The following is a 24,367-nucleotide window of genomic DNA, read 5'->3' on the forward strand; positions in this document are numbered from 1 at the left end:
TACTGTACGCTGAATCAGCCCACAGTACTGTTTTTAGTACCGTTCAGCTCGGAGGAGCCATGCCGGCGGACCGTCTGCTGCCCAGCACCGAGGCCCAGGATCTGATCGACCTGGCCAAGGAGATCGCGCGCGAGGAACTCGCCCCGATCGCCGGCAAGTACGAGGAGACCGCGCACTTCCCGCGCGAGCAGTTCCGGCTGCTCGGGCAGGCCGGGCTGCTCGGCCTGCCGTACTCGGAACGCTGGGGTGGCGGCGAGCTGCCGTACGAGGTCTACCTGCAGGTCCTGGAGGAGATCGCGGCCGCGTGGATGTCGGTCGGTGTCGGGCTCTCCGTGCACACGATGTCCTGCTTCGCGCTGGCGCACCACGGCACCGACGAGCAGCGTGACCGCTGGCTGCCCGCGATGCTGGAAGGCGGCCTGCTGGGCGCGTACGCGCTCTCGGAGACCCACGCCGGCTCCGACGCGGCCGCGTTGTCCACTCGCGCGCGGCTCGACGGCGACCAGTACGTCGTGAACGGCACGAAGGCGTGGATCACCCACGCGGGTGAGGCCGACTTCTACACGACCATGGTGCGCACCAGCGACGACGGCGGGCAGGGCATCTCCTGCCTGCTCGTCGACGCGGCGACGCCGGGCCTGTCGGCCGCGCCGCCCGAGCGGAAGATGGGCCTCACCGGGTCGACCACGGCACAGCTGATGTTCGAGGACGCCGCCGTCGACGCCGACCGGCGGATCGGCGAAGAGGGCCAGGGGCTGAAGATCGCACTGTCGTCGCTCAGCTCCGGACGGCTGGGCATCGCCGCCTGCGCCGTCGGGCTCGCGCAGGCCGCGCTGGACGAGGCGCTCGAGTACGCGAAGGGCCGCACGCAGTTCGGGCGGCCGATCATCGAGTTCCAGGGCCTGGAGTTCCTGCTGGCGGACATGGCCGCGACCGTCGAGACCTCGCGCGCGATGTACCTCGACGCCGCCCGCCGCCGCGACCGCGGGCTGCCGTTCCAGCGGCAGGCGTCGATCGCGAAGCTCGTCGCGACCGACGGCGCGATGAAGGTGACCACCGACGCCGTGCAGGTGCTCGGCGGCGCCGGGTACACGAAGGACTTCCCGGCGGAGCGGTACATGCGGGAGGCGAAGGTGCCGCAGATCTTCGAGGGCACGAACCAGATCCAGCGCATGGTGATCGCGCGGGAACTGCGGAAAGGCTGACACTCCGCGCTGATACGATCGCCGATGGTCACGTTCTGGCCGTGAGACACTGTGGATGACGTGAGGAGACGCTGTGACAGCCCTTCCCCATTCCACGACCGGGTCGCACGGTGAATCAGGGTGGGCCGTCCCGGATCACCTGCTGTCGGTCGCGGAGTACGCGGCGCTCGGTGAGCCCGATTCCGGATTCACCGAGCTCGTGGAAGGCCGCCTTGTCATGTCACCGAGCCCCAAGAGGAGACACAACAAGGCGCTGTACGCCTTGGCGAGGCAGCTGGAATCGCAGCTGCCCGATCACCTCGAGTTCGTCCAGGACATCGACGTCGATCTCGGCTTGGTGCCGCCCGGGGAGCCCGGTTTCGCCAGGCGGCCGGATCTGATCATCGCCCTTCGCGAGGCGGGCGAACGGATCGACGAAGAGGACACGATGTACCGCGCGGACGACGTCGTCGTGGTGGTCGAGATCGTGTCGCCTGGTTCGAAGCGCACCGACTACGTGACCAAACACGGCGAGTACGCCGACGCGGGCATCCCGCATTACTGGATCGTCGATCTCAGCGAGCCGGTCTCGCTCGTCGCCTGTCACCAGGCGGGCGAACTCGGCTATCAGGACGCTCCGGCCATGACCGGCGAATTCCGTGCCGACGAGCCGTTTCCGGTGAAGCTGGATCTCGGCCGGCTGCTCTCGTGAGCGGCAAGGACGGTTAGGGCGAAGGGTGTCTTGCGCACCTACTGCGGGCACGGGTTGCGTTTCCGGAGCTCACCTGTGCTGTGGGGTGCCGGGCTTGGCAGGGGTTGCGAAAGCCACTTTCGCAACCTTCAACGTTGCGAAAGTGGCTTTCGCAACGTCGGCCGTGGCCGGTCCCGGCACCGCCGTGGCGAGCATGTCGCGAAAGCCACTTTCGAGACGTCTGATGTCCCGAAAGTGGCTTTCGCGACACCACTCCCCAGGCCTTCACCGACCGGACCCGGGATCAACAGCGGCCGGGAGCCAGCAGGCACCTCACGAGCCTCCGTGCCCCGGCGGGCCGAACTGCTGTGGCGGCGGACCGGCCTGCGGCGGCCATCCAGCCTGCGGCGGACGAGGCGGCTGCCACTGGGGTTGCGGCGGCGGGAACTGAGCACCGTGAGCCTGCGGATGACCCTGCTGCGGGAAACCCGGCGACTGCGGGAAACCCTGCTGCTGCGGGAATCCCGGCTGCACCGGCCACTGCCCACCCTGCCTGGCCTTTCGCCGTTTCCCGCGGATCAGCATCGTCACCCCCAAGCCGGTCAGCGCCACCCCGACCCCGGCCATCCAGAGCCCGTGGTCGCGGAACGTCTCGGCCCTGGACTCGGCGGCGGCCTTCATCTGGTCGTAGGTGTCCTCGTCGACGGTGCGGCCACCCTTGGTGCTTTCGCAGACGTCGCCGGGGCCCATGATCCGGCCACCGCACTTGATGACGCTCGGATCCTCGCGGGCGAACAGCAAGGTGACGACCAGGAAACCGAGACCGACGACGAGAACGAAGACCCAGCGCTTCATGTGTTACACATCCTCCCCAGTGTGTAACACATGAGAGCACAGGCCGATCACCCTGACAAGGCCGGGTCAGCCTTCGCGGTAGCGCCGCTCCTCGGTGACGCCGACGCCGGTGGCCTCGTCGAAGTGGTAGACCTCGCGCCCGCGCACGAACACGCGCATGGCCCGGTTCATCACGTCCAGCGGGTCACCCGACCAGATGACCACGTCGGCGTCGAGGCCGGGCTTCAGCGAGCCGACCTGGTCGTCGAGGTCCAGCATCGCGGCGGGGTTGACGGTCAGCGCCTTCAGCGCGGTCTCCGGGTCGAGGCCGTCCTTCACCGACAGCGCGGCCTGGTACACCAGGAAGTTGATCGGCACGACGGGGTGGTCCGTGGTGATCGCGATCCGCACGCCCGCCCTGGCGAGGATGCCGGGCGCGCGCAGGGTTCGGTTGCGCAGCTCCACTTTGGACTTGGTGGTGAACAGCGGGCCGAGGATCACCGGCACGTCCCGCTCGGCGAGCAGGTCCGCGATCAGGTGCCCTTCGGTGCCGTGGTTGATCACCAGTTTGTAGCCGAACTCGTCGGCCAGCCGGATCGCGGTCACCATGTCGTCGGCGCGGTGGACGTGCTGGTCCCAGTACAGCTCGCCGTCGAGGACCTTGGCCAGCGTCTCCTTGGTCAGGTCGACGTCGAACGGCTTGCCCTCACCGGCGGCGTGCTCGCGCTGGGCGGCGTAATTGCGCGCGGCGGTGAACGCGTCGCGGATGGTCGACGCGACGCCGAGCCTGGTCGACGGAGTTTGCTTCTTCTCGCCATAGACCCGTTTCGGGTTCTCGCCGAGCGCGCTCTTCACGCTGACACCCTCGGCGAAGATCATGTCGAGCACGGTCCGGCCCCAGGTCTTGACGCCGATCGTCTGCCCGCCGATGGGGTTCCCGGAGCCGGGTTTGATGACGACGCTGGTGACGCCGCCCGCGAGCGCGTCGTCGAAGCCGGGCTCGTACGGGTCGATCCCGTCGATCGCGCGGAACCGCGCGCCGTTGGGGTCGGTCATCTCGTTGGTGTCGTTCCCGGACCAGCCCTCACCGTCCTCGTGGACGCCGAGGTGGGCGTGCGCGTCGATGAACCCGGGCAGCACCCAGCTGCCCGCGGCGTCGATCAGTTCGGCGTCGTCGGGGACGTCGACGTCGGCGTCCGTGCCGACCGCGGCGATCTTCCCGTTCTCGATGAGGACCGTGCCGCCGTCGATGGGATCACCGTCGACCGGGACGACGTAACCACCGACGATGGCCTTGACCTGTGCTTTGTCAGACATACTTCGACACGCTAACGAACTGGGCCACCGGTCCGCACACGGGGCTTTTCGAAATGGACCAGTTCGTAGTGCGCCTCGGGCGTGCGGTGCGTCTCGACGTAGCCGAGCTTCCGGTACATCCGCAGCGGACCCGCGCTCCGCTCCCCAGTGAACAGGCGGAACACGGTCACCGAGGGCGGCGCGGCCGTCTCGGCGGCGAGCAGCAACGAGCTGCCGAGGCCGTGCCCCTGTCTGTCCGGGGCCACGATGAGCCTGCCGACGAGACCGGCCTCGCCGTCCACGACGATCCGGACGCTCGCCACCAGCCGGCCGGATTCCCTGATGCCCCAGGCGAAACACGCGGGATCGCCCAGGGCCTCCTTGGCCTGCTCGAAGGTCTCCAGCAGCGGCGGGAGGTCGAGGTTCTCGTGCTCCCTTGCCTCCGGGACGTACGCCGCGCGCTGCAGCGTGAGCACCTCACCCGCGTCGGCGTGGCCCAGCCGGAGAAGGGGCTCCATCAGCGCACCCGGATTCCCCAGCTCCCGGTCCACGACGACGCGGGCTCCAGGTCGATCAGGTCGGTGCCGGTGTTGAGCGCGTCGGCGGGGCAGGTCATCGGCTCGATCGCCACCGCCCGTCCGCGGCCGACCAGGTCGCCCGGCGTGAACACCTGCGCCCAGCGGAAGTCCGGCCCGGCCCAGACCAGCAGCTCCTGCTCCCCGTGCGAGAGGACGTGGTGGTGGTTGCCGTCCTCGGCGACGGCCAGCCCGCCGAACGCCGTGTCGAGGTCGACGCCTTCGAGCACCTTGCCGGACCGGAAGTCGTACTCGGTCCCCTCGACGTCCTGCTCGTCGGCGTACGGCATCTGCTCGTCACCGAGATACGGGCGGACCCGGCTCGCGGGCAGCGTCAGGGTCAGCTCGTCGGTGGGCACGTCGCCGATGCGGAAGTAGGGGTGCGTGCCGAGCCCGACACCGATCGGGCTCTCGCCCTCGTTGCGGATCTCGTGCGTCACGACCAGCTCGCGCGGCGAGATCTCGTAGGTGATGGTCGCGCGCAGCGGCACCGGCCAGCCCTCCTGCGCCGGGACGTCGATGGCCAGCGTGATCGACGACTCCGCGTGCTCCAGGAGCTCCCACTCCTCGTGCCGGGTCAGGCCGTGGATCGCGTTGCCGCGCGCCTCCTCGGTGATCGGGAGCTGCTGCTTCTCACCCTGGTACACCCACTGGCCGGCCTTGGTGCGGTTCGGCCAGGGCAGCAGCACCTGCCCGGCGCCCTTCGGCGGCTTCTCGTCTTCGGCGAACGCCTCGACGTAGGGCACTCCGCCGACCTCGAACGCGCGCAGCCCGGCACCGATCTCGGTGACGACGGCGCGCGCGTTGCCGCGGGTGATCTCGAACTGCTCTCCGGTGGGATTGGCCATGCGGACGAGGTTACTGTGAGAACGCCACGCCCGGACGAAGGAGACCGCCGCGATGACCGTTCCCGGCTACCCCAGCACCGTCGGCCGCGTCCTGGAGCGGAGCGCGCGCCGCGTCCCGGACCGGGTCGCCCTCACGTTCGCCGATCGCGTGTGGACGTACGCGGAGCTGGACCGCGCGGCGGGCCGGGTCGCGGCGAAACTGCTCGGCCGCGGGCTCGTCCACGGTGACCGCGTCGCGGCCTTCGGCAAGAACTCCGACGCGTACTTGTTGCTGTACCTGGGTTGCGCGCGGGCCGGGCTGGTGCACGTGCCGGTGAACTTCAACGCGCGCGGTGAAGAACTCAGGTACCTGCTCACGCAGTCCGAACCCGCTGTCGCCTTCGTCGACCCCTCGCTGGCCGGGTACGTCGAGGTCGATCATGTGTCCACACTGGACGTTCTGGAGTGGGCGCTGGACGAGACCGTCGCCCCGCACGAGGAGTCCGGGGTCGCCGACGACGACCTCGTCCAGCTGCTCTACACGTCCGGCACGACCTCGCGGCCGAAGGGCGCGATGCTCACCCACCGCGCGCTGGTGCACGAGTATTCGTCCTGTATCGCGGCGCTCGACCTGAGCGACCGTGACGTGCCGCTGCACGCGCTGCCGCTGTACCACTCGGCGCAGATGCACGTGTTCCTCATGCCCGGGCTGGCCGTCGGCGCGACGAACCACCTCGTCGAGGCGCCCGACCTCGGCGACATCCTCGCGCGAATTCCCCGCCAGGGCATCACTTCGCTGTTCTTCCCGCCGACCGTCTGGGTGGGGCTCGCGAATCATCCCGGTCTCGCGGACGCGGATCTGAGCTGCCTCACCAAGGCGTACTACGGCGCGTCGATCATGCCCGTGCCGGTGTTGAACGCGCTCCGCGCACGGCTGCCGGAAGTCGGGTTCTACAACTGCTTCGGGCAGTCGGAGATCGGTCCACTCGCGACAGTGCTGCGACCGGAAGAGCATGACGCGAGGCCGGATTCCGTCGGGCGGCCGGTCCTCTTCGTCGAGACGCGGGTGGTGGACGCCGAGATGAACGACCTCCCGCCGGGCGAACTCGGCGAGGTCGTGTACCGCTCTCCCCAGCTGTGCACCGGCTACTGGGGCAAGCCCGAGGAGTCGGTGGAGGCTTTCGAGGGCGGCTGGTTCCACTCGGGCGACCTGGTGCGGCAGGACGAAGAGGGTTACCTGTTCGTCGTCGACCGGATCAAGGACGTCGTCAACACCGGCGGCGTGCTCGTCGCGTCGCGCGAAGTGGAAGACGCGCTGTACGCGCACCCCGCCGTCGCCGAGGTCGCCGTCGTCGGCCTGCCGCACGAACGCTGGATCGAAGCGATCGCCGCGGTGGTCGTGGCGAAGGAACCCGTCGAGGAAGCGGAACTGATCGAGTTCGCCAAGAAGTCGCTGGCGGCGCACAAGGTGCCGAAATCGGTGCATTTCGTCGGCGAACTGCCGAAGAACGCGTCCGGGAAACTGCTCAAACGCGAGCTGCGACAACAGTTCGGCGGGTCAGCGTCCGCGATCGGTGTCTAGGGTTTCGGCGTACGCGGCGAACTCGCAGGCCGCTTCGAGGCTGCCCGGACGCGGCGGATCTTCCGGATCCCAGCCGAGTTCGCGGTCTTGCAGCACCTGCGTGAGCAACGGCCGCCAGCGCGGATCGAGGTACTCACGCGCCCATTCGAGCGCGCCGCGCTTCGACTCGACCTCGGCCGTGCGCAGCGTGTAGAGCACGCGGCAGCAAGTCGACACGATGTAGCGCTGGGTCCACGCGATGTCGAAGGGCGCCCACGCGCGGACGCCGTCGACCAGACCATGCAACTCTTCGCGCATCGCCGCGCGCATCGCGTCCGGTGGCGGATCGTCGACGAGGGTCGCGATCGGCGGGCCGTCGAGCACGATGCCTTTGTGGCGCAGGATCCAGCGTGTGTGGAGGCTGTTGCAGTGGGTGTCCCAGATCAGGACGCGATGGCCGTGGTCGCAGTACAACCACGGCGTGCCGAGGCCCTGGCTGGTTTTCAGCGACGCTACGTCCGCGTACGAGCCCTCGATTTCCTTGCACCAGAAGCCTTCCCTGGTGGGAAGTTCGTCGTGGAGCACGCGGAGATCCGCTTCGATCTCGCCGCTGGGCGGTTCGGTGGTCGCGATGATGAAGTCGCAGTCGCTGTGGAGGTCGCCGGCGCCGAGCGCGAAGGAACCTTGGACGTACGCGCCGACGTAGGTGTCGCCGAGGATCTCGCGGGCTGACGCGACCAGGTCGGTGAGGACCTCGTCGAGTTCGGCGTAGGGCGTGTACACGGGCCGGACGTTACCTGGCCCTGTGAGCGGCAAGGCGCGACTCGCGTGATCAGACGCGTAACTCACGTGATTGGAGGCGTATCTCGCGTGATTGGACGGCGAACTCATGAGTGCGGCGTCCGATCACGCGAGTTACGCCTCCAATCACGCGAGATCCGCGTTGGGCTCGGGTCTTACTAGACCGGTCGTCATAGTTTGAGCTACAGTCGGCCGCATGGTCCGTCGCACCGACACCCGGCAGCGCATGCTCGATTCCGCCGCCGAGCTCTTCCACCAGCAGGGTTACCACGCCACCGGGCTCAATCAGCTCGTCACCGCCGTCGGCGCGCCCAAGGGCTCGCTCTACTTCCACTTCCCCGGCGGCAAGGAGCAGCTGGCCGCCGAGGCCATCCGCCAGTCCGCCGACCGGCTCTGCGACCAGCTGCGCACGATCGCCGCGAACGCGCCCGACATCGTCACCGGTATCGAAAACGTGGTCGAAGCGCTGGCGACCTCGCTGGAGGAGTCGGATTTCCAGCGCGGCTGCCCGCTCGCGACGGTCGCGCTCGACGCGTCGGGTGACAGCGAGGTGATCCGCCAGGCCTGCGCCGACGGCTACAAGTCCTGGCACACCGTCATCGCCGAAGCGCTCGACACCGATAAGGCGGACCACCTGGCCACGGTCGTCCTCGCCGCCATCGAGGGCGGGCTGCTGCTGGCCAAGACGTTGCACGACACCGCGCCGCTGCGCGCGATCGCCCCTCACCTCCGTGCCACCCTCGAACGGGAGCTGTCCTGATGCGCGTCCATCACCTGAACTGCGGAACCATGCGGCCGGTCGGCGGCAAGCTCGTCGACGGCAGGCCCGGTCTGTTCCGCCGCGCCGAGCTGATCTGCCACTGCCTTCTGCTGGAGACCGACAACGGGCTCGTGCTCGTCGAGACCGGTGTCGGAACGCCGACGGTCACTCGTCCGGCTGAATGGCTCGGCGCCGGTTTCGTCCGGCTGGTGCACCCCGACAGCGACGACGACCTGAGTGCCACCACCCAGATCCGCAAGCTCGGCTTCGACCCGGCCGACGTGCGCGACATCGTGCTCACCCACCTCGACCTCGACCACGCGGGCGGGCTCGTCGACTTCCCTCAGGCGCGGGTCCACGTCCACGATCGTGAACTCCAGGCGCTGGAGAAGCCGATCGACCGCAAGGAGGCGAGCCGCTACCGGAAGGTCCAGTTCAGCCACGGTCCACTGTGGAGGTCGTACCGCGCCGACGGCGAGCCGTGGTTCGGCTTCGACGCCGTCCGCGAGCTCGAAGGGGTCCCGGACGTCCTGATCATCCCCCTCGCCGGGCACACCCGCGGGCACGCGGGCGTCGCGGTCGACACCGGCGACGGCTGGCTCCTCAACGCCGGTGACGCCGTCTTCCACGGCGGCGAGCTGGAGCGAAAGCCGCATATCCCTCTGGCCTTGGGCTTCTTCGAGTCGTACATGCAGACGGAGAAGACCGCACGACTGGACAACCAGCGCCGGCTGCGCGAACTTGTCAGTAACAACGGGGCCGAGGTGACGGTCTTCGCCGCGCACGACGCCACCGCATTCGAACGGCTCAGCCAGAGGAGCAGGCTATGAAGGTGCACCACCTGAACTGCGGCACGATGCGCGCACCGGGCGGGAAGCTGCTCGACGGCCAGCCCGGCCTGCTGCGCCGCTCGGAGCTGGTGGCGCACTGCCTGCTGATCGAGACCGGCGACGGGCTCGTGCTGGTGGACACCGGCTTCGGCCGCAAGGGCGTCGAGAATCCCGGCGCGTGGCTCGGCGGGCCGTTCACGATGATGGTCGGCGCCAAGCCGGTCGAGACGGAGACCGCGGCGCACCACGTCGAGGCGCTCGGCCACCAGCTCGAAGACGTCCGGCACATCATCTGCACCCACCTCGACGTCGACCACGCGGGCGGGCTCGCCGACTTCCCGAACGCCGTCGTGCACGTCCGCACCGCGGAGCACGACGCGGCGACGTCACCGGCCGGCCAGAGCGAGAAGCTGCGGTTCCGCGCCAACCAGTTCGCCCACCGTCCACTGTGGAGCATGTACGACGAGGCCGGGGACGACTGGTTCGGCTTCCAGGCCGTCCGCGAGCTGAAGGGCCTGCCGCCGGAGATCCTGCTGGTGCCGCTCGCGGGGCACACCAAGGGGCACACCGGGGTGGCCGTCGACACCGGCGACGGCTGGCTGCTGCACGCGGGCGACGCGTACTTCTTCCACGGTCAGATGGATCCCGTGAAGCCGCACTGCCCGCCGGGGATGACCGCGTTCCAGAATATGGTGCAGACCCTGCGCAAACCGCGGCTGGAGAACGTGGAGCGGTTGCGGGAGCTGAGCCGGGAACACGCCGACGAGGTCACCGTGTTCTCGGCCCACAGCCCGGTGGACTACCAGGCGCTCAGCCGCGGTTGATCCGAGCCCGGTGACATGTCGCGAAAGCCACGTTCGCGACGTCTGATGTCCCGAAAGTGGCTTTCGCGACACCGGCGCTCTAGCCCGGTGAGGCGGCGGCACCAAGCGTGAAGGGGACTTTCCCCACATCCGATGCGGCGAAAGTCCCCTTCACGACATACGAAACCGCCCGAAACGGGTCAGCCGACCGGCGGCTCGACCGGCTGCCGGTCCTCTTCCTTGTGCGTGGCCCGCATGATGAGCCAGTTGATCCCCCACAGCATGATGCCGACGCCGAGCAGGATCGCGGCGACCTTGTAGTCGCGCGCGGGCCGTCCGGACAGCGGCGTCACCAGGTAGACGCAGAAGATCGCGGCCAGCACCGGGATGATCGTCGGCGCCCGGAAATGCTTGTGCGCCGCCTTCTCCTTGCGCAGCACCAGGACCGCGACGTTGACGATGGCGAACACCGCCAGCAGCAGCAACGCCGTCGTACCGCCGAGCACCCCGATGTCCACAAAGGACACGAGGCCGATCGCGATCAGGCTGGTGAACACGATCGCCACCCACGGGCTGCGGCGGAACGGGTGCACGGTGCCCAGCTGCTTCGGGATGATCCGCTGGTTCGCCATGCCGTACAGCAGACGGCTGGCCATCAGCATGTTGATCAGCGCCGAGTTGATGACCGCGAAAAGACCGATCGCGGAGAAGACCTCACGCGGGAAGCCGGGCGCTCCGACGTCGAGGACCTTCAGCAGCGCGCTGCTCTTGGCCGCCTCCAGCTCGTCCGCGGGCACCAGCAGCGAAGAGGTCACGGAGACCAGGATGTAGATGGTCGCGGCGATGACCATGCCCCACAGCATCGCCTTCGGGAAGATCCGGATCGGGTCCTTGCACTCCTCGGCCATGTTCACCGAGTCCTCGAAACCGACCATCGCGAAGAACGCCAGCGAAGTCGCCGACGTGATCGCCACCAGCATCGTCTGGTTCTCGGTGTCGAACTCGACCAGCCGCGAGGCGTCCCCGTTGCCGTTGAGCACCGCCCACACGCCGACCCCGATGATGATCAGCAGGCCGGCGATCTCGATGCAGGTCAGCACCACGTTGGTCTTCACCGATTCGGCGACCCCGCGGAAGTTGATCAGCGCCAGTCCGATCACGAACAGGATCGCCACCAGCGGCATCGGCGCGGTGATGAACTCGGCGAGATATGTGGCTCCGAAGGCCTTCGCCGCCGACGAGGCCGACGTGATCCCCGAGCACATCACCGCGAACGCCACCATAAAGGTGAGGAAGCGGATCTTGAACGCCTTGTGCGTGTAGAGCGCGGCCCCCGCCGCCTGCGGGTACTTCCCGACCAGTTCCAGGTAGCTGAACGCGGTCATGAACGCGACCACGAAAGCGATCAGGAACGGAAGCCACAGCGCGCCGCCCACCCGGCCGGCCACCTGCCCGGTGAGCGCGTAGACGCCCGTCCCGATGATGTCCCCCACCACGAAGAACAGCAGGAGTTTGGAACCCATCACCCGCTTGAGGCTCGGTTGACCGGCCGGACCGGTCTGTTCTGTTGTCGTCGTGTCCGCCATGCGGCAAGAGTGTGCCGTATCACGTCTGGGGCCGACAGTCCGGTTTGGTCAGTTCTTCGTCACGGGTTGACGAAGCCCGCCTTTGGGTAATTCGCTCAGTTGGCGTCGACCGCGGTCTTCACCAGCGGGAGCATCATCTCCTGCGTCATCTTGACCGGCCCGGTGTAGTTGACCAGGACCGGCACGCCGTCCACGAGTTCGGCCGCCGCCAGCGTCGCGGTCTTGTTCTCGTCGGTGTTGTAGTAGATGGCGCCTTCGCCGACACCGGTGACGTCCTTCGCGTTCGCCTTGGCCTTCTTCAGCGACGCGACCATCTCGGCGGGCTTGAGCTTCTTGCCCTCGAAGCGGGTCACCGCGAGCGCGCCGATCTGCTTGCCGGCAGCCGAGTAGACGCAGCTCTTCGCTTTGCCTCCGTTGGCGGCGTTGTCCTGCACCGGCCCCGGCGCCGACGTCACGCCCTGGATCGAGACCGCCTTACCCACGGCCTCGGCGGGCAGCAGTGCGCACGGTTCCTTCGAACCCGCGCCACCGGCGGGCGCGGCCGAGGAACTCGGCGCGGCGGAAGGAGCGGGGGCCTGGCTCGACGGCTTGGCCGCGTTGTCCGTCTTCTCGTCCCCGGACGAACAGGCGGAAAGGGTCGCGATGACAGCGGCGAACAGGATGATCGCCCGTGAAATACGCATGGGCCCGACGATAGACCGAATGGCCTAGCCTGCCGGGGCCCGGTACCGCCAGAACGACGGGATGAGCAGCGCCGCGCCGATGACCAGCACGATGACCAGCACCCCGCCGCCGGAAGCCGCGGCGGCCGTGCCGACGCCGGCGGCGGCCCAGCCGTGGGTGAGGTCGGCGATCCGCGGGCCGCCCGCGACGACGACGGTGAACACGCCCTGCAGCCGTCCGCGCATCTCGTCGGTGGTGGCGAGCTGCAGGATCGACATGCGGTAGATCGCGCTGACCATGTCGGCGGCCCCGGCGAGCGCCATGAAGAACACCGCGAGCCACAGCGAGTTCGCGAGCCCGAAACCGGCGACGGCGGCGCCCCAGACGCAGATCGAGACGATCACGCCGACACCTTGTTTGCGGATCCTGGTCAGCCACCCGGAGAAGAGGCCGATCAGCATCGCGCCGGCGGGGAGCGCGGCGTACAGCCAGCCCAGCGCCGGGCCGCCGCCGGGCGGGTCACCGAAGGTGCGCTCGGCCATCTCCGGGATCAGCGCGCGCGGCATGCCCGCGACCATCGCGATGATGTCGACGAGGAACGAGGCCAGCAGGATCTTCTGTGTCGCCAGGTATTTGAAGCCGTCGATGATGTCGCGGAGGCCGGCCCGCCGCGCGATCTCGCCGAGCGGCGGGATCGGAGGGAGTTTGTAGACCGCGATAAGGGTCAGGGTCAGGGCGATGACGTCGATCAGGTAGAGCGTCGAGAGGCCGAGGATCGGGATCAGCGAACCGGCGAGCAGCGGGCCGAAGACCGCGCCGAAGGTGGACATCGTGCTGCTCAGCGCGGTCGCGGGCGCGATCAGGTTGTCCGGGACCAGCCGGGCGACGACGGCGCCGCGAGTCGGCATGTTGATCGCGAAGAACGCCTGGTTGACCGCGAGCAGGCCCAGGACGAGCCAGACCGAGCCGAGGTTCAAGAACGCCTGGAGCCACAGGACCGCCGAGGTGACGGTGACCCCGACGTTGGTGACGAGCAGCAGCTTGCGGCGGTCGACGGCGTCCGCGATGGCGCCGCCCCAGAGACCGAAGACGAGCAGCGGGATCAGCGCGACCAGGCCGGTCAGGCCGACGTACGCCGACGAGCCGGTGAGGTCGAAGACCTGTTTGGGGACCGCGACGGCGGTGAGCTGGCTGCCGACGGCGGTGACCGCGGTGGACAGCCAGAGACGGCGGAACGCGGGGATCTTGAGCGGCCGGGTGTCGACGACGATCGAGCCGAACAGCTTGCGGACACCTTTGCGCTGGTCAACCCCCACGTCGTCACTCACAACCAGACAGCTTAGCCGCGCTAACTAACCATCCGCGCGCGATTTATGTCACCGGCCGCGCGTGAAGGCCCCCTTCCCTCGGCTGAGCCGAGGGAAGGGGGCCTTCACGCGCGTGGGATCAGGGCGCGACGCGCTCGATCTGCCAGCCGTCGTCCGTGCGGACGTAGCGGAGCCGGTCGTGCATGCGGTCCTCGCGGCCCTGCCAGAACTCGACGACGTCGGGCCGGATGCGCCACCCGCCCCAGTGCGGCGGGAACGGGATGTTCTCGACGTCGGCGAACCGGCGCTCGATGCCGTGGAGCGCGTTCTCGAGGGCGCGGCGGCCATCGACGACGCGGGACTGCGGCGACGCCCAGGCCCCGAGCTGCGAACCGCGCGGGCGGGACGCCCAGTACTCGGCGGTCTCGGCGACGTTGACCTTCTCCACCTCGCCGCGCACGTGGACCTGACGCTGCAGGGCGTACCACGGGAAGGTGATCGACGCGTAGCGCGTCGCGGTGAGGTCGTGGCTCTTGGTCGAGGTGTAGTTCGTGTAGAAGACGACACCGCGCTCGTCGAGGCCCTTGCACAGCACGGTCCGGGAGGACGGCCTGCCCTCCGGGTCGGCGGTGGCGAGCACCATCGCGTTCGGCTCGGGGATCCCGGCGGAGACGGCCTGGTTCAGCCAGTCCTGCAGCTGGGCGGTCCACGTCTCCGCCAGCGCGGACTCCTCGAAGGCGACCCCTTCGTAGGCCACCCTCATCCCGGGCAGGCGAACGACGGCGTCGCCGTTCTCGGCAGCGCCCTCTTTGATCTCCGGCATCATCCGCCAAACCTCCGTACCCGATCGGGGCCCATGACTTCGGCTTTGCCGCCGACGGTATTGCCTAGACGGCGGCGGCGAAACCCACTGAACGGTGACACCCGCCACCCCTGCCCGATCATCTGTGTGTAGCCACTGGACCGCAAGCCGTCACCTGCTCGTCACCTGGCGGGACCTGATCGATCAAGGCCGAAGGTCGGCCCGCCCGGCGCTTTGTTCCGGTTCTTTCCGGTCGCCCGCGGAATCGCGTCCGGCTTCACAAAAGACGGAAAGCGCCTGGACAGACCGGGTCGGCAAGGAATTCACGGCCATCCTTTCCGCTTTTGTTTCGCCGATATTTCGGAACTCCGCGAACAATTCTTCCGGTTTTCACAGCGGCGCCCGCGCCCGCCCCGGCCAATTCTGTCGATTGACAGAAATTACCGCCCGGAACATCTCCGTGAGATGTGCCAGCAAAGGCCGGCTCCGGGGCGGCAATTCGCCTCCCGAAACCGGCCGTCGCGCTGTCAGTTCGTGACAGTGAACTCCGCCCGGACGATCCAGCCCCAGCAGTCGTACGACGCCGTGTATCGCCCGGGCACCGTCCCCACCGGACCGTCGCCACGCAACGCGACACCGATGCCGCCGGTGCCGCCGTCACCCACCACCCGCAGGGGAATCGGCGCGGCGAGACCGTCCGCGACGAGGGTCGTCGCGAGTTCGCCCGCCCCCGACGGGCGCAGGCAATAGATATCCGCGGTGACCGTCCCACCTGCGACGACGGCGTTCGGGCTCAGGACGAGACTCGACGGTCTGGTCGCGTTCGCCTGCCCCGCACCGGCCAAGGTGGACAAGATCGCCGCCCCCGCGACGCATGCCGCGGCCGCACGAAATTTCATCCTCTGCTCCCTCCGGAATTTTCACCCGCCACCCGATGGACGCACGGCGTCCGGCACCGGGTTGCCCACCAGGTGAGAGTCCGCCCTTTGGGGCGAACGGCCGGATTTAGCAGAATGTGACAGCGAATCGTGCAAGAGCCGACGATCACACTAGGTAGACCTTGCGCCACTCGATAGGATCGCCGCCGAGAGCAACGGGGTGATCACCTCTATCCAGAGTGTTCAGAGGTTTTGATGGGACGGCCGGGTGTGCGGCCGCGCCATCGCCATTACCGGCCGGGCTTCCGTGAGGGAGTTCGACACCGGTCGATCAGTCCTGCGCTCGAACAGCCGGAACTTTCCACGCCCGAGTTACTCCCCTTCCCCAGGAGTGCGTTGTGATTTCCCGTTCCCGCCGTCTCGTGACGGCGTTGTTGTGCGTCCTTTCGCTGGCGGGCGTGACCGCCCTTTCGGCTTGTTCCGACAGCACGGCCGCCTCCGGCACCAAGGTCACGATCGGTTACAGCGCCTGGCCGGGCTGGTTCCCGTGGGCGGTGGCCCAGGAGAAGGGCCTCTTCGAGAAGAACGGCGTGAACGTCGACCTGAAGTGGTTCGACAGCTACACCGAAAGCATCAACGCCCTCTCCTCCGGCGCGATCGACGCGAACAGCCAGACCCTGAACGACACGCTCGCGTCGGTCAGCGGTGGCGCGAAGCTGTCGGTCGTGCTGGTCAACGACAACTCGACCGGCAACGACAAGGTCATCGCCCGCCAGGGCATCACCAGCGTCGCCGACCTCAAGGGCAAGAAGGTCGCCGTCGAACAGGGCACCGTCGACCACTACCTGCTGCTGCTGGCGCTGCAGGAGGCGAAGCTGACCGAGAAGGACATCGAGCTGGTCCCGCTGCTGACCGACGCCGCCGCGGCCGCGTTCGTCGGCGAGCAGGTCGACGCCGTCGCCGCCTTCGCGCCCTTCACCACGAAGGCGCTCGAGCGCCCGGGCAGCCGCGCGATCGCGACGTCCGCCGAGTTCCCCGGCGCCATCCCCGACCACCTGGTCGTCTCCGAGCAGATGTCGAAGGAGCGCAAGAAGGAGGTCCAGGCGCTGGTGAACACCTGGTTCGAGACCATCGAGTGGATCAAGCAGAACCGCGAAGAGGCCGTGAAGATCATGGCCAAACGCGGCGCGGTGACGGTCGAGGAGTACAAGACCTACGACGCGGGCACCACGATCTTCACCAAGCAGCAGAACCTCGACGCGTTCACCCCCGGCGTCACCCCCGCCCACCTCAACTTCCAGGCGGGCAAGATCGCCGACTTCATCGTCTCCAACGGCCTCGCCCAGAGCAGGCCCAACTTCGACGGGCTGTTCGACGACCAGTACGTCAAGGCGGTGAAGTGAGCGCCACGGACGCGTCGGGGCGGGCCGCTCAGCGGACGGACGCCGCCGACGAGGCCGAAGCGCGCCGCCTCGAAGACGAGCAGCGTCTCGCCGAGGCGCAGGAGGAGCGGCGCGGCACGCGACCGGACTGGTCGCCGCTGCCCCGCCGGGCAGGCCTGAAGCCGAACGCCTCACCGCTGTTCTCGCTCCGGACGCCGATCCCCGCGCGCTGGCGGTGGACGCTGGCGGTGGCCTCGTTCGTGATCCCGCTGCTGATCTGGGTGACGCTGAACGCGCTGGGCACGATCAAGCCGATGTTCCTCCCGACGCCGGTCGCGGTGTTCGACGCGCTGGTGAAGATGATCGAGTCGGGCGAACTGTTCAGTGACCTCTGGGCCACCACGCAGCGGGTGCTGCTCGGCTTCGGGCTCGCGATCCTCGTCTCGGTGCCGCTCGGCATCGTGATGGGGACGTTCGACGCGGGGCTGGCGCTGTTCGAGCCGGTCATCGCGATGCTGCGCTACCTGCCGGCGAGCGCGTTCATCCCGCTGCTGATGATCTGGCTCGGCCTCGGCGAACCGTCGAAGGTCGCGGTCCTGTTCCTCGGCACGGTCTTCTTCAACACGCTGATGATCGCCGACGCCGTCCGCGGGGTGCCGCGTTCGCTGCTCGACGTGTCGTACACGCTCGGCGCGCGGCGCGGCGAGGTCCTGCGCAAGGTGATCGTCCCGCACGCGCTGCCCGGCATGATCGACGCGACCCGCGTCAACGCGGCGGCCGCGTGGAACTTCGTGGTGGTCGCCGAACTGATCAACGCCACCGCCGGGCTCGGGCTGCGGATCATGCGGGCGCAGCGGTTCACCCAGACCGACCGGATCTTCGCGCTGCTGATCGTGATCGGCCTGCTCGGGCTGGTCATCGACATCGCCTTGCGGCTCCTGCGGGCCCGGGTCGGGAAGTGGGCGGCATGACGCTTCAGCTGAAGGCGGTCGCCAAGGACTACACGGTCCGCGGCAAGACCACCCGGGCGCTCGACGGGATCGATCTCGACATCACGCGCGGCGACTTCGTCTGCGTGGTCGGCGCGAGCGGGTCCGGCAAATCGACCCTGCTGTCGCTGATCGCGGGGCTGACCGAGCCGACCGAGGGCCTGATCACCCTCGACGGCGACGCCGTGACCGGGCCGGGCCCGGATCGCGGGCTGGTGTTCCAGCACGGCGCGCTGTACCCGTGGCGCACGGTGGAGAGCAATGTCGCGTTCGGACTAGAACTGCTGGACATCGACAAGGCCGAACGAGCCCGCCGGGTCGACTGGTATCTCGACGAGACGGGCCTGGGTCACCTGCGGAAGTCGTTGCCCAAACAGCTTTCCGGCGGGCAGAAGCAGCGGGTCGCCATCGCGCGGGCGCTGGCGTGCGAGCCCGACGTGCTGCTGCTGGACGAACCCTTCGGCGCGCTGGACGTCCAGACCAAAGAGGACATGCAGGTCCTGATCCGCCGGATCTGGACCGACACGCACACCACCGTGCTGATGGTGACCCACGACGTCGAGGAGGCCGTGTTCCTCGGCCGTCGCGTCGTGGTGCTGGCCTCGGATCCGGGCCGGGTGGCCGCCGACATCGCGGTCGACCTGCCCGGGGAACGCGACCTCGCGGTCAAACGCGCGCCGGAGTTCGTCGCGCTGCGCGCGTCCATCGAAGACCTCGTCCGGGAACAGCACCGCGGACACCTCGGGCGGAGCCGGGGAGAAAGGTGACCATGAGGCACGGGAAGACCCGGCCCGAACGCGGGTCGCGGTCCGGATTGCTCGGCAGACTCGGCATCCGGGGCAAGCTCAACCTGCTCCTGATGCTGCCGCTGACCGCCGTGGTCCTGGTGTCGGTGCCCTACGTCGCCGGGGAGATCGACGACGCCCGGTCCGCGCGCACCACCGCCGACGTCGCGTCGCAGGCCCGCGCGCTCGGCACGCTCGCCTGGGAACTGCAGCGGGAACGGCTGCTGACGGCGCACTACATCGCGTCTTCGTCGGCGAGCAGTGCGGCGATGCTGAAACAGCAGAGCGTCGTGGCGGACACGGTGAACCAGGTGCGTTCGCAGCTGAGCGCCGACGCGCCGGAAGAGCTCGCGGCGGCGCTGGTGCGCATCGGATCGCTGAACGAGATCCGGGAGAACGCGCTCCGGCGAGGCGCCTCGCTCGACAGCGTGGCGCGGACCTATCACGCGGTGATCGATGCGGTCATCAACTCGCTCCGCCTGGTCCCGCAGCAGACCAGTGACGCGGCGGGCACCCAGCAGCTGACCGCGCTCGACGCGCTGCTGCGCGCGAACGAGGAGAACTCGTTGCGCGGGATGGCGTTGATCATCGTGCTGGTCACCCCCGAATCGGGCACGCCGGTGCTGGCCGACGCGAAACAGCAGTCGTCGCTGTTCCTCGAACGGTTCGTGCAGCAGGCCGACGTCGCCCAGGCAACGCAGGTCGTCGCGGTGGAGCAGGGCGAGACCGGCCGCCGGGTCGACGCGCTGGAGGCCAGGCTCGCGGAGGCCCGTGGCCCGCAGGCCGTGCAGGCCTTGCTGCCGGACATCCTCGGCGCCGTCGAAGCGCAGTCGAACCAGCGACGCCTCGCCCAGGACGCGGTCACCACCGGCATCACCGACGCCGCGACCGCACGAGCCGACGCCGCGCAGAACCTGGCGTGGACGATCGGTATCGGCGCGGGTGTGCTGTTCCTGCTGGTCGGCGGGCTCGCGATCGCGGTCAGCCGGTCGATCGCGGATCCGCTGCGGAAGCTGACCACGGCGGCGACCTCGGTCGCGGACCTGGCGAGCACCGAACTGGTGCGCGTCACCGACACCGAGCAGGCCGAAGAACTCGCGCCGCGGCTCGCCACCATCGACGTGTCCTCGCAGGACGAACTCGGCAAACTGGCCGAGGCGTTCAACCGGGTGCAGGCCACCGCGGCCGAACTGGTGGAACGGCAGGCCGTCACGCGGCGCAACGTCGGCCTCATGTTCGCCAACGTCGCGAAGCGCACGCAGAACCTGGTGGGCAGGCAGCTCGCGCTGGTCGACGAACTGGAGCGCAACGAGCAGGACGTCGCACTGCTGGCCAGCCTCTACCGGCTCGACCATCTCTCCACCCGCCTGCGCCGGAACGCGGACAACCTCCTCGTCGTGTCGGGGAACCGCGACGAGGCAAGGATTTCCGGCCCGATCGAGCTGTCGACGGCGCTGCGTTCGGCGCTCGCGGAGATCGAGGACTACCAGCGGGTGCGGCTCGGTTCGATGGGCGACGTCCTGCTGTCGTCGCCGTTCGGCTCCGATCTGGTGCTGATCTTCGCGGAGCTGCTGGAGAACGCCACGTCGTTCTCCCCACCGGAGTCCTTTGTGGACGTCGGCACGAAGATCCTGCCCGACGGCTCCTGCCTGATCGTGATCGTGGACCAGGGCATCGGCATGACCGCGGAACGGCTCGCCGAGGAGAACCGGCGGCTGGTCGAGCGCGAGCGGCTCGAACTGGCGCCGACCAGTGTGCTCGGGCTGTTCGTGGTCGGACGGCTCGCGCGGCGGCACGGGCTCAAGGTCGAACTCACCGAGACCGAGCCGGGGGCGGGGATCACCGCACGGATCACCATCCCGCCGACCCTGCTGACGTACCGGCCGCCCACGCCGAAGTCCGTCCCCGCGCCGCCGGTGTGGCCGACGGCGGAACCGAGCGACGAGCCCGAACCGCCGTCGCGGCCGGAGCCCGCCGCGCACGAGCCGCCGACGCTGGCGATCGCCGGGATGATCCCGCGAGGCGGTCAGCGGACCGGGGACTTCCGGTGGTTCCGCAAGACCGACGGGGAGATCGCGGAACCGGCCCCGGTACCGGTTCCCGAGCCTGTGTACCAGGCACCCGCACCGACGCTCACGGCCGCTGATCCGGGCGAGACCCGCGGCGGGCTGCGGCGGCGGGTCAAGGGCGCGCAGCTTCCCGGCGCCCCCGAAGCGCCTACGCGGCAGAAGTCCAGGCATGATCCAGAAGCGGCCAAGGCGGCCTTCGACGGCTTCGAGGCCGGGCTCGCGAAGGCCACCGCACCGCCGGCGGCCGTCCCGGCGCCGATGCCCACCCCGACGCCAGTGCCCGCCGCCTCACGCGGCGGTCTCACCAGAAGGGTCCCCGGCGCGCAGCTGGCGCCGGGGCTCGCGAAAGGTCCGGCCGCGCGGCACCAGACCGCGCGGGCGGCGCTGAACACCACCAAGCCCAAGGGCATGCGTGACCCCGAGGCCGAGCGTGCCGCGTTCGACGCCTTCAGTGACGGGTTGGAGAAAGCCGTCAACCCGGAGATGCGACAGAGAGAGAAGAGCAAGAGATGACGACCGGAGTCAGCGTCGAAGCCCGGAACTTCAACTGGTTGGTGACGCGCTTCGCGCAGAACACGGCGAGCGCGATGGGCGCGATCGCCGTCTCGGCCGACGGCCTGCTGATCGCGATGTCGTCCGAGCTGGAGCGGGCGAACGCCGACCGGCTGGCCGCGATCTGCTCGGCGATGCTCGGCCTCGCGCACGGCGTCTCCGAAAGCCACCCGCTCGGTTCGCCCGACAAGATCATCATCGAGCTGGAGCAGGGCTACCTGCTGGTCTGCACGATCAGCATCGGATGCTCGCTCGGCGTGCTCGCCACCAAGCAGGCCAGCCTCGGCACCATCGCCTACGAGATGGCGATGTTCGCCAACCGCGCGACCGAGGTGCTCACCCCCGCGCTGATCGAGGAACTCAAGAAGAGCGTCGGCAGCTGAACTGACGAGGGGACAAGGGAATGAGCGACGACCAGGTACCTCAGCCGCGGGGCGCCGAACAGGGCATCTCGCCGCTACGCCCGTATCTGCTCACCGCCGGCCGCGCGCAGCCGGTGGACGGCACGCTCGAAATCGAGGCTCAAGTGCTCACGAGCAGGCTGGGCGCGGCGTCGCACGCGCGGCTGACGTTCGAACGCCGGGAGATCGTCTCCCTTTGCCGGGAAACGAAATCCGTCGCCGAAGTGGCGGCGATGCTCGGCCTGCACATCGGCGTGGCCAGGGTGCTCGTGGCGGACCTCGCCGCACTCGGCTACGTCGTGCTCCGTCGCCCGGCCGGTGCCTTCACCCAGGACCTCGGCATGATCGAAAGGGTCATTCGTGGACTCGAAGCAATTCGCTGAACCGGCGCCCGCCAAGCCGCCGACACCGGTCAAGATCGTCATCGCGGGCGGGTTCGGGGTCGGCAAGACGACCACCGTCGGCGCGATCTCCGAGATCAAACCGCTGACCACCGAGGCCGCCATGACCTCGGCGGGCGCGGCCGTCGACGGCTCCGGCGGGGAGGTGCCGTCGAAGACCACCACCACGGTGGCGCTGGACTTCGGCTGCATCACCATCGACGAAGAGGTGAAGCTGTACCTCTTCGGCACGCCGGGACAGGACCGGTTCGGGTTCATGTGGCACGACCTGGTGCTGGGCGCGCTCGGCGCGCTCGTCATCGTCGACACCCGGCGGCTCGACGACTGCTATCCGGCCGTCGACTACTTCGAGAAGGCCGGGTTGCCGTTCGTGGTCGGGGTGAACGTCTTCGACGGTTCGCTGAAGCACGACCTCGAAGACGTGCGCTGGGCCCTCGCCGTCGGCGAAGACGTCCCGCTGATCACCTTCGACGCGCGGCAGCGTCTTTCGGTACGAGACGCGCTGCTGGCGGTGCTGCACAACACCTTCCGGCGGGCGTCGGCCGCGTCGTAATCCGATCGCGGACTTCGTGCAGAAGGTCGTCGGCTGGCTCTTGTGAAGTACATGAAGGCCCCCTTCCTTGCGCCTAGGTACAGGAAGGGGGCCTTCACGTACTTCGGGCCGGTGGGGCGGCCGGGCGGTAGCAAAGGTCCCTTGCTCTCTTTCCGCAGGTGATCGTGTGGAATTCGGATCATCCAACGCACGAGAAGTGACAATTAGCCCCTGAACGTCACACTCTCCTGTTATCCTCGATCGCGTTCCCGCCCACCCGGCCGCGGGAACGCGAAACGGGGTGGATGCGATGTCCGGCGACTACATGAGCGGAAGCGAATATTCGGCGACGCTCACGGCCGCGCTCAACGGCTATTGGCAGACGCTGGAGAAGCGCTGGCTGCACGACGCCGGCCAGTTGCTGAGGGGTGGTTCGAGCCAGTTCCCCGGGGCACCGGAGCCCGCTCGTTGGCAGCCCCCGACCGACTCGTGGGGCCATCTGACGACCTGTCCGATCGTCGGGTGGGCGGTCAATGACGGCGCCGCGGCGAGCCGGCCGCAGGCGGAGGCCTGTGACGGCTGGAGCGTGCGAGACGCGAAGTACGTCGAGTGCCGGGCGTTCGACGTGTTCACCCAGGTCGCGGATTGGGCGTGGCGGAAACGGGAACAGCTGGCGACCGGCATCCCGGATCTCGCGGGCGGTCCGGAACTGTCGTCGCTCGAAGAGGCTTACAGCGCCTTCTCGTCCGTCGAGAAGAAGATGCGGGTCGGCAACGCGATGGGCGACCACGACTTGGACAACATGATCGCGCTGCTCGCGGGCAGCAACGACGACTCTGGCACCCGGGCTTGGATGACCGGCTGGATGGGGCTCGCGGCGAACAGCCTCCGGGACGGTTTCCTCGCGACGGTCCTGCCCACCCTCACTCATCAGGACCTCCTCGTGCAGTGGCTCGGCAACAGCTACTCGTGCCGGGCCACGATCATCCACGCCGCCAGGAACAACATCCTGAATCTCATCGCCGAGGCCACCACCGCGCTCAACGAAGCCGCCCCCGCTCCGACGGAACCTCCCAAGGAGAAGCTGGTACTGAGCGCCGTCAGCGACAAGTGGGAATACGCCAAAACCGTCATCGGCGCCTTGGGCCGCACGGCTCCGGCCGGCGTCGGCAACGCGCTGATCCTGCTCGAGTTCGCGATGAACATCACCGCACGGCCGTTCAACTCGGACCTGCGGTTCCCTCGGCTGGACGCGTTCTTCGCGCATGTGGACACCGGCGTCCGCGAACTCCACAGCGATCTGGACAAGGCCGAGAAGGACTACCACGACGCCATCAAGGCCATCCAGAACGAGATCGCCGGGGTCGACCGCATCGATCTCGAGCTCTACGACATGACGCAACCTCCGGCGAAAGGCGGTGCCAAACCAGGGTCGGACGGAACCCAGCGCTACGCCGTGGACGTCACGGTCGTGCTGCAGCTCGCCGAGGCCTGCTACGGAGCGGCCGAGATCTACTCGGGCTTGCTCGGGGAACTCGCGAAAACCTCTTACGCCGACGGCCAGCTCGTCGGTCGCGGGGTCGTCCCCACCGAGGCCGACACCGCCCTGAAGCAGTTACGGAACGACGTCGAGTCCTTCTTCCAGAAGACGACCGCGCGCTACCTGGCCGCGGGCGACCGCATCAAGGAAGCCGCCGAGAAGTACGCGCAGACCGACGCCGAGCAGAAGGAGCGGATCCAGTCGTCGATCGGCACGCTCGGCGACTGGGCCAAGGAAGAGCCCGGCAAGAAGCCCGAGGGTGAACGGCGGGACCGGATCGACCTCGACCCGGACAAGGAAGGCGCCCAGAACTGACGT

24 protein-coding genes are annotated in these 24,367 nt (G+C 68.6%); 14 read left to right on the plus strand and 10 right to left on the minus strand.

Annotated elements, in window-relative coordinates; genetic code table 11:
- Nucleotides 1–59: 59 nt before the first annotated feature.
- Complete coding sequence (locus H4W30_RS17255) at nt 60–1,205, plus strand: acyl-CoA dehydrogenase family protein (protein WP_192743724.1); 1,146 nt, start codon at nt 60–62, stop codon at nt 1,203–1,205.
- A 73-nt stretch (nt 1,206–1,278) separates the two neighbouring features.
- The gene (locus H4W30_RS17260; RefSeq protein WP_192743725.1) at nt 1,279–1,896 is read left to right on the plus strand and encodes a Uma2 family endonuclease; all 618 of its coding nucleotides are present in this window, start codon (nt 1,279–1,281) and stop codon (nt 1,894–1,896) included.
- A gap of 312 nt (nt 1,897–2,208) precedes the next feature.
- Here H4W30_RS17260 and H4W30_RS17265 read toward each other — a convergent pair whose 3' ends face one another.
- The 4 genes from H4W30_RS17265 to H4W30_RS17280 form a co-directional block, all read right to left on the minus strand.
- On the minus strand, nt 2,209–2,730 hold the full coding sequence (locus H4W30_RS17265; protein ID WP_192743726.1) for a hypothetical protein: 522 nt from the start codon (nt 2,728–2,730) through the stop codon (nt 2,209–2,211).
- Nucleotides 2,731–2,796: 66 nt separating this feature from the next.
- A complete protein-coding gene (locus H4W30_RS17270) occupies nt 2,797–4,026 on the minus strand; it encodes an amidohydrolase (RefSeq protein WP_126730531.1) in 1,230 nt (409 codons plus the stop codon).
- 11 nt (nt 4,027–4,037) lie between these two features.
- The gene (locus H4W30_RS17275; RefSeq protein WP_225949369.1) at nt 4,038–4,523 is read right to left on the minus strand and encodes a GNAT family N-acetyltransferase; all 486 of its coding nucleotides are present in this window, start codon (nt 4,521–4,523) and stop codon (nt 4,038–4,040) included.
- A complete protein-coding gene (locus H4W30_RS17280; protein ID WP_192743728.1) occupies nt 4,523–5,428 on the minus strand; it encodes an aldose 1-epimerase family protein in 906 nt (301 codons plus the stop codon). Before H4W30_RS17280 ends, H4W30_RS17275 begins: the two co-directional genes overlap by 1 nt.
- 52 nt (nt 5,429–5,480) lie before the next feature.
- On the opposite strand from H4W30_RS17280, the gene H4W30_RS17285 reads away from it, so the two are divergent.
- Complete coding sequence (locus H4W30_RS17285) at nt 5,481–6,989, plus strand: fatty acyl-CoA synthetase (protein WP_192743729.1); 1,509 nt, start codon at nt 5,481–5,483, stop codon at nt 6,987–6,989.
- On the opposite strand, the gene H4W30_RS17290 is transcribed toward H4W30_RS17285, so the two are convergent.
- Nucleotides 6,966–7,751, minus strand: coding sequence for an aminoglycoside adenylyltransferase domain-containing protein (locus tag H4W30_RS17290; protein WP_192743730.1), 786 nt, complete (start codon nt 7,749–7,751; stop codon nt 6,966–6,968). The genes H4W30_RS17285 and H4W30_RS17290 overlap by 24 nt on opposite strands.
- Before the next feature lie 214 nt (nt 7,752–7,965).
- On the opposite strand from H4W30_RS17290, the gene H4W30_RS17295 reads away from it, so the two are divergent.
- Genes H4W30_RS17295 through H4W30_RS17305 form a run of 3 tightly spaced genes read left to right on the plus strand, consistent with a single transcriptional unit; the run spans nt 7,966 to nt 10,183 of the window.
- Nucleotides 7,966–8,529, plus strand: a complete 564-nt coding sequence (locus H4W30_RS17295; RefSeq protein ID WP_192743731.1) for a TetR/AcrR family transcriptional regulator — start codon at nt 7,966–7,968, stop codon at nt 8,527–8,529.
- Complete coding sequence (locus H4W30_RS17300) at nt 8,529–9,359, plus strand: MBL fold metallo-hydrolase (RefSeq protein ID WP_192743732.1); 831 nt, start codon at nt 8,529–8,531, stop codon at nt 9,357–9,359. Before H4W30_RS17295 ends, H4W30_RS17300 begins: the two co-directional genes overlap by 1 nt.
- Complete coding sequence (locus tag H4W30_RS17305) at nt 9,356–10,183, plus strand: MBL fold metallo-hydrolase (RefSeq protein ID WP_192743733.1); 828 nt, start codon at nt 9,356–9,358, stop codon at nt 10,181–10,183. Before H4W30_RS17300 ends, H4W30_RS17305 begins: the two co-directional genes overlap by 4 nt.
- A 179-nt stretch (nt 10,184–10,362) precedes the next feature.
- Here the strand turns inward: H4W30_RS17305 and H4W30_RS17310 are convergent, their stop codons facing one another.
- The 5 genes from H4W30_RS17310 to H4W30_RS17330 all read right to left on the minus strand — a co-directional run bounded on the left by H4W30_RS17310 (nt 10,363) and on the right by H4W30_RS17330 (nt 15,419).
- Complete coding sequence (locus H4W30_RS17310) at nt 10,363–11,748, minus strand: APC family permease (RefSeq protein ID WP_192743734.1); 1,386 nt, start codon at nt 11,746–11,748, stop codon at nt 10,363–10,365.
- A 95-nt stretch (nt 11,749–11,843) separates the two neighbouring features.
- Nucleotides 11,844–12,431 carry a DUF3558 family protein gene (locus H4W30_RS17315; RefSeq protein WP_192743735.1) on the minus strand — a complete coding sequence of 196 codons (588 nt, stop codon included), beginning with the start codon at nt 12,429–12,431 and terminating at the stop codon, nt 11,844–11,846.
- Between the two features lie 24 nt (nt 12,432–12,455).
- The gene (locus H4W30_RS17320) at nt 12,456–13,739 is read right to left on the minus strand and encodes an MFS transporter (RefSeq protein WP_192743736.1); all 1,284 of its coding nucleotides are present in this window, start codon (nt 13,737–13,739) and stop codon (nt 12,456–12,458) included.
- Nucleotides 13,740–13,857: 118 nt separating this feature from the next.
- Nucleotides 13,858–14,544: a pyridoxamine 5'-phosphate oxidase gene (gene pdxH, locus H4W30_RS17325; protein ID WP_192743737.1), complete on the minus strand. Its 687-nt coding sequence runs from the start codon at nt 14,542–14,544 to the stop codon at nt 13,858–13,860.
- Between the two features lie 503 nt (nt 14,545–15,047).
- A complete protein-coding gene (locus tag H4W30_RS17330; protein ID WP_192743738.1) occupies nt 15,048–15,419 on the minus strand; it encodes a hypothetical protein in 372 nt (123 codons plus the stop codon).
- Between the two features lie 377 nt (nt 15,420–15,796).
- Here H4W30_RS17330 and H4W30_RS17335 point away from each other — a divergent pair, with 377 nt between their 5' ends.
- The 8 genes from H4W30_RS17335 (at nt 15,797) to H4W30_RS17370 (ending at nt 24,364) form a co-directional block, all read left to right on the plus strand.
- The gene (locus H4W30_RS17335; protein WP_192743739.1) at nt 15,797–16,801 is read left to right on the plus strand and encodes an ABC transporter substrate-binding protein; all 1,005 of its coding nucleotides are present in this window, start codon (nt 15,797–15,799) and stop codon (nt 16,799–16,801) included.
- Nucleotides 16,798–17,751, plus strand: a complete 954-nt coding sequence (locus tag H4W30_RS44525; RefSeq protein WP_192743740.1) for an ABC transporter permease — start codon at nt 16,798–16,800, stop codon at nt 17,749–17,751. The genes H4W30_RS17335 and H4W30_RS44525 overlap by 4 nt, the downstream gene beginning before the upstream one ends.
- Nucleotides 17,748–18,536 carry an ABC transporter ATP-binding protein gene (locus H4W30_RS17345; RefSeq protein ID WP_192743741.1) on the plus strand — a complete coding sequence of 263 codons (789 nt, stop codon included), beginning with the start codon at nt 17,748–17,750 and terminating at the stop codon, nt 18,534–18,536. The genes H4W30_RS44525 and H4W30_RS17345 overlap by 4 nt, the downstream gene beginning before the upstream one ends.
- A gap of 2 nt (nt 18,537–18,538) precedes the next feature.
- Complete coding sequence (locus tag H4W30_RS17350) at nt 18,539–21,136, plus strand: sensor histidine kinase (protein WP_192743742.1); 2,598 nt, start codon at nt 18,539–18,541, stop codon at nt 21,134–21,136.
- Complete coding sequence (locus tag H4W30_RS17355; protein WP_005156032.1) at nt 21,133–21,558, plus strand: roadblock/LC7 domain-containing protein; 426 nt, start codon at nt 21,133–21,135, stop codon at nt 21,556–21,558. Before H4W30_RS17350 ends, H4W30_RS17355 begins: the two co-directional genes overlap by 4 nt.
- Nucleotides 21,559–21,578: 20 nt before the next feature.
- Nucleotides 21,579–21,959: a DUF742 domain-containing protein gene (locus tag H4W30_RS17360; protein ID WP_034308529.1), complete on the plus strand. Its 381-nt coding sequence runs from the start codon at nt 21,579–21,581 to the stop codon at nt 21,957–21,959.
- On the plus strand, nt 21,937–22,530 hold the full coding sequence (locus H4W30_RS17365; RefSeq protein ID WP_126730503.1) for a GTP-binding protein: 594 nt from the start codon (nt 21,937–21,939) through the stop codon (nt 22,528–22,530). The genes H4W30_RS17360 and H4W30_RS17365 overlap by 23 nt, the downstream gene beginning before the upstream one ends.
- Nucleotides 22,531–22,819: 289 nt before the next feature.
- Entirely contained in the window at nt 22,820–24,364 is a 1,545-nt protein-coding gene (locus H4W30_RS17370; RefSeq protein ID WP_192743743.1) for a hypothetical protein, read from the plus strand.
- Nucleotides 24,365–24,367 lie beyond the last annotated feature (3 nt).

Origin of the sequence: Amycolatopsis roodepoortensis (assembly GCF_014873915.1) — a bacterium.
Classification (GTDB): Bacteria; Actinomycetota; Actinomycetes; order Mycobacteriales; family Pseudonocardiaceae; genus Amycolatopsis; species Amycolatopsis roodepoortensis.

Coding starts and splice junctions, on each gene's coding strand:
- H4W30_RS17265 (WP_192743726.1), bottom strand. CDS start 2,730: ATGAAGCGCTGGGTCTTCGTTCTCGTCGTCGGTCTCGGTTTCCTGGTC.
- H4W30_RS17315 (WP_192743735.1), bottom strand. CDS start 12,431: ATGCGTATTTCACGGGCGATCATCCTGTTCGCCGCTGTCATCGCGACC.
- H4W30_RS17285 (WP_192743729.1), top strand. CDS start 5,481: ATGACCGTTCCCGGCTACCCCAGCACCGTCGGCCGCGTCCTGGAGCGG.
- H4W30_RS17280 (WP_192743728.1), bottom strand. CDS start 5,428: ATGGCCAATCCCACCGGAGAGCAGTTCGAGATCACCCGCGGCAACGCG.
- H4W30_RS17350 (WP_192743742.1), top strand. CDS start 18,539: ATGAGGCACGGGAAGACCCGGCCCGAACGCGGGTCGCGGTCCGGATTG.
- pdxH (WP_192743737.1), bottom strand. CDS start 14,544: ATGATGCCGGAGATCAAAGAGGGCGCTGCCGAGAACGGCGACGCCGTC.
- H4W30_RS17310 (WP_192743734.1), bottom strand. CDS start 11,748: ATGGCGGACACGACGACAACAGAACAGACCGGTCCGGCCGGTCAACCG.
- H4W30_RS17270 (WP_126730531.1), bottom strand. CDS start 4,026: ATGTCTGACAAAGCACAGGTCAAGGCCATCGTCGGTGGTTACGTCGTC.
- H4W30_RS17370 (WP_192743743.1), top strand. CDS start 22,820: ATGTCCGGCGACTACATGAGCGGAAGCGAATATTCGGCGACGCTCACG.
- H4W30_RS17295 (WP_192743731.1), top strand. CDS start 7,966: ATGGTCCGTCGCACCGACACCCGGCAGCGCATGCTCGATTCCGCCGCC.
- H4W30_RS17300 (WP_192743732.1), top strand. CDS start 8,529: ATGCGCGTCCATCACCTGAACTGCGGAACCATGCGGCCGGTCGGCGGC.
- H4W30_RS17305 (WP_192743733.1), top strand. CDS start 9,356: ATGAAGGTGCACCACCTGAACTGCGGCACGATGCGCGCACCGGGCGGG.
- H4W30_RS17275 (WP_225949369.1), bottom strand. CDS start 4,523: ATGGAGCCCCTTCTCCGGCTGGGCCACGCCGACGCGGGTGAGGTGCTC.
- H4W30_RS17255 (WP_192743724.1), top strand. CDS start 60: ATGCCGGCGGACCGTCTGCTGCCCAGCACCGAGGCCCAGGATCTGATC.
- H4W30_RS17360 (WP_034308529.1), top strand. CDS start 21,579: ATGAGCGACGACCAGGTACCTCAGCCGCGGGGCGCCGAACAGGGCATC.
- H4W30_RS17330 (WP_192743738.1), bottom strand. CDS start 15,419: ATGAAATTTCGTGCGGCCGCGGCATGCGTCGCGGGGGCGGCGATCTTG.
- H4W30_RS17355 (WP_005156032.1), top strand. CDS start 21,133: ATGACGACCGGAGTCAGCGTCGAAGCCCGGAACTTCAACTGGTTGGTG.
- H4W30_RS17345 (WP_192743741.1), top strand. CDS start 17,748: ATGACGCTTCAGCTGAAGGCGGTCGCCAAGGACTACACGGTCCGCGGC.